The following is a 4,209-nucleotide window of genomic DNA, read 5'->3' on the forward strand; positions in this document are numbered from 1 at the left end:
TTTCAATAGAGATTTTAGGGCTCATTTTACCATTTTACAGTATCATAGACATGATAGAGACTTCTCTAAACGTTTGGTCTGACGCCTGTATAACAAAAGTTATCGATAGTAAAATTTCAGATAAGATCGAAACTTCTTTTTAAGGGGGAAAGAAGATTGTTAGGAGGTAAATGACATGCCCTATTCGAGAGATTTGAGTGACACACAATGGGATGAATAAAATTGTAAAGACGGGCTGTCAGTGGCACTTTTTGCCGCAAGAATAGCCTCCATGGAAAAGTGAGTACAGGTTTGTACATACAAGCAAGACAAGGCGGAATTTGGAAGAAAATGATAAGGGATCTTGTGGAAAAAAACCGGATAAACAATGGACGAAATGCCAATTCGACAATTGACTTACAACGTGCAGAAACAACGGACAAAGCTGTAACAAGAAATTGATAGGGGAAAAAGGTCAAAGGGCGTAAACGCCATAGTCAACTCCATTGAGAAAAAATGGTTTTAAGCTAGGCACATACGTGGAACGACTCATAGTTCTATTAATAACGTATTTAAAAATTGCTCAATAGGACTTTTTTATGTGATCTTAATTATGTAAATAAAATTTTTAATCAACATAAAATGCCATACTTTAGATTTTCTGTCTTCAAAAGTGTTATAGTTTTTTTTTCGTAAGTACATACTTCTATCGTCTTATATTGAGGTTCTAGCACTTTGTCTTGTCCGTCCCATCCAAAAACGAATGGGCGCGTTTCTGAATTAAGGATTTCTGCGCGCACAGTTTGATAAGGAAAAAGAAGCCTTCCCTTCCAACGCGTTAAAGAAAATGGGTTGATGGCACATACCCCTAAAGTGTACGGAAGATCAAAAGATATTCCGCCAGCAGAAGCATAGTACGCTGATTTTCCCATTACAGACGAACATAAAAGACCGTCCCCCATGACCATTGAGGTTACGATCACGTTATCAATACTTATTTTAATTTTTAATGCTTGATATTGACGACGATATAAGCACACGTCATTAAATGCAAAAAAGGATAATATAGGAGACTTTTCCCCCAATATTTTGACAAAAAGTGGAAAATAAGAAAAAGAGATAGATTTTTGAAGAGACATCTCTAGCCTTTCTATATCTGCTTCAAAATTCATAAGGTTACCTACACTTCCAAATTTCAATCCATAAAAAGGCTTTTCTAATTCCCAATACTTATTCAAAGCCATCAACATGAATCCATCCCCTCCAAGAACGACAATAACTTTACATCGCTCTACAGGACATTGTCCCCACCTTTTTATGTAGCGTTCCAAAGAAACGCTTAAGTCAGAACGAGCAAAAAAATGTATTCTTTGCGAATAATCCAAGAGCTCATTTTTAGTATGATAGGTGTTGTTCACTGAATCTTTTCCGTAAAGTTAAAGTGTCCAATATTGGATTTTTTCCCAAGCAAATGGCCGCCAAACTCCTTTTATATCAAAAACATATCCATTTTCTGTTAGCAATGACTTTACTTCAGAACTAAGCATTTCAGTGTACAAAGAATGTGGAACAAGAAGCAAAATCGCATCATAAGGAGGCTGAAAGCAAGACTCAAGAGGAATACCTAAAATATCTTCCACTTCACTGGGCAAAGCGTAGGGATCAAATACTTGAAGAGAATAAAGAGATTGAAGTTCTTGAACAACTTGAATAGCTTTGCTGTTACGCAAATCTGGAACACCTTCTTTAAACGTTAGTCCTAAAACAGCAACGCGACTTCCCTTTGGAAGATGTTTAACTGTTTTAACCATCATATGGGTCATTTCTTCATTTATTTGACGTCCTGCTAAAATTACATTCGATGATACTTTGTGTTGTTTTGCAAAAAAAGAAAGATAGTAAGGGTCTACGCCGATACAATGCCCTCCTACTAAACCAGGGCGAAAAGGTAAAAAATTCCACTTTGTTTCTGCTGCATCTAAAACGTCGTACACAGATATACCTGCTGCTTGACATATTTGGGACATTTCATTCATGCACGCAATATTGATGTCTCTTTGGGTGTTTTCTAAAACCTTTGCTGCTTCAGCAACCTTTATACTTTTTGCTACAAAAATATTATTTCCATTAATACTTCCATACAACCGCTTCATAATATCAGTCACTTCAGTATTTTGTCCTGCGATAACCTTTGTGACAGAAGATAAGTTATGCTGATGATCTCCTGGATTAATACGCTCAGGAGAATATCCCAAAAAGAAATCTTTTCCGCACTTTAGCCCACTTTTTTCTTCCAACCACTGTCCACACAAATCCTGGCTAACCCCAGGGTATACGGTGCTTTCAAAGATTATGATGTTTCCACTACGAAGTATAGGTCCAAGGGTTTGGCAAGCAAGCTTAAGCAGGCTTAAATCTGGTTCCAAAGCTGGTGTTATTGGTGTTGGAACAGTAACAATATAAAGAGACTGTAAGGAAAGATCTTTAGAATCTTGAGTAAATCGAGCATTACACTTGCGTAAGCGCTCTGGAGAAACCTCTCGAGTTCTATCCGTTCCCTCTTTCAACTCTTGAATTCGAGAAGAAGAAATGTCAAATCCCACAACATCAAAGAAAAAAGAAAGTTCCACTGCAAGAGGAAGCCCTACATACCCAAGACCAATAACACCAATAGAAGGGTGATGATGAAATAACATAATTACGCTCCTAAATAAAATTGTTTATACCATGTAACAAAACGCTCTAATCCTTCTGTTAATGAAACTTTTGATGAAAAAACCAAATCCTGGTTATCTAATCCTGCGTGAGTTTTTGGAACATCCATAATATGCGCAGGTTCTTGCTGGACGCGCGCTTTTTTTTGTGTAAGGCGCTCTAATATCTCTAACACTTCCTTAATGCTATGGATATTACTGCTTCCCAAATTAAAAAGTTGATAAAAAGGACAAGAGGGCAATGGTGAGGTGAGTAAACGAGTAACACTGTCGACAATGTCATCAATAAAAGTAAAGCTGCGCCACATATTTCCTTCATTAAACAAAGTTAATGGTTCGTCTTCAAACAATGCTTTCGTAAACAGAAAAATAGCCATATCCGGTCTTCCCCAGGGACCGTATACGGTAAAAAAGCGCAAAGCTGTGCAAGAAAGTTGAAAGGCATGATGATAAGCATATGCGATAAGTTCATTACTTTGTTTTGTGGCAGCGTATAAAGACAATGGATGCCGCACAGAATCTTGAACGGAAAATGGATACTGTGTGTTTCCTCCGTATACAGAAGAGCTGCTAGCATACACAAAATGCTCTAGCTTTTTCCAATTACGACAGGTTTCTATCATATTGACAAATCCAAAAAGGTTTGTCTTTGCATAATCCATGGGGTGCGTTAATCCGTGTCGCACCCCAGCTTGAGCAGCCAAATGAAGCACATGCGTAACATCTGGGTGACGAGCGTTTAAATGCTTCATATCCTCTTGGCAAGCGATATCATATTGGTAAAACATAAAATTAGGGTAATTAGTAAGATGCTCTAATCGTTTTTTTTTAGTTCTACATCATAATAAGCATTCATGTTGTCTATTCCAACAACGATGCTGTCTTTTTTTTGCTTTAATAAAGCTAAAGTTGTATGAAATCCAATAAATCCCGCAACTCCGGTAATAAAAAATTGTTGCATACCTCTCCTTTTTCTTAAAAATAGCTTTGGGAGTATATCATAAAAAAAGTCAGCGGGATATCCGTCTAAAATAAAAAATTAACCAATAGAACTCTATTAATTTTAGAACACTTGTAAAGTTAAAAAATACTTTATGGATTTTTAAATTACGACCCGTCCTCAATTGAGTTGATTTTTTTCGTTGTTTTTTGAGAATTTAATAGAAAATTCAAAAGATATTTTTTATTCAATAAGACGTTATGCGTTGAGGGATGAAGTGGGATAGGATCAAGGATCTTTTACCTGGAAAACCAGGGGCTGTGGGTGTTACAGCAAAAGACAATCAGCCTGTTTTTGAAGGCTGTGTTATACTAATTCCCATTGCTAAATAAGTATATAATGATTGTCTTTTAAAAAAAGAGCAGTATATCATAGGTGTATATTAATTTAGGTTGAATTGGGTGTAATTTTTTTGTTAAAATAAAAGGAAAATGACAAAGAGCTACAGCAACGATTTAAGACAAAGGGGAATAGAATGTTTAGATGCAGGGGGTATATTGAAGTATCGCACTTATT

2 protein-coding genes and 3 pseudogenes are annotated in these 4,209 nt (G+C 36.4%); 2 read left to right on the plus strand and 3 right to left on the minus strand.

What is annotated here, in order from left to right:
* Positions 1-143, plus strand: a pseudogene (locus tag HE1_RS10355) (cation:dicarboxylase symporter family transporter); the annotation flags it as partial.
* Between the two features lie 468 nt (positions 144-611).
* On the opposite strand, the gene HE1_RS03750 reads toward HE1_RS10355, so the two are convergent.
* The 3 genes and pseudogenes from HE1_RS03750 to HE1_RS03760 all read right to left on the minus strand — a co-directional run bounded on the left by HE1_RS03750 (position 612) and on the right by HE1_RS03760 (position 3,654).
* Complete coding sequence (locus HE1_RS03750; protein WP_006300255.1) at positions 612-1,397, minus strand: diacylglycerol kinase catalytic domain-containing protein; 786 nt, start codon at positions 1,395-1,397, stop codon at positions 612-614.
* Between the two features lie 18 nt (positions 1,398-1,415).
* On the minus strand, positions 1,416-2,675 hold the full coding sequence (locus HE1_RS03755; RefSeq protein ID WP_006300256.1) for a nucleotide sugar dehydrogenase: 1,260 nt from the start codon (positions 2,673-2,675) through the stop codon (positions 1,416-1,418).
* A gap of 2 nt (positions 2,676-2,677) precedes the next feature.
* Positions 2,678-3,654 (minus strand): annotated as a pseudogene (locus HE1_RS03760) (NAD-dependent epimerase/dehydratase family protein).
* Positions 3,655-3,905: 251 nt separating this feature from the next.
* Between HE1_RS03760 and HE1_RS08225 the strand changes: the two are divergent.
* Positions 3,906-4,005 (plus strand): annotated as a pseudogene (locus tag HE1_RS08225) (IS5/IS1182 family transposase); the annotation flags it as partial.
* Between the last annotated feature and the right edge of the window lie 204 nt (positions 4,006-4,209).

This window comes from Holospora elegans E1 (assembly GCF_000648275.1).
GTDB lineage: Bacteria > Pseudomonadota > Alphaproteobacteria > Holosporales > Holosporaceae > Holospora > Holospora undulata_A.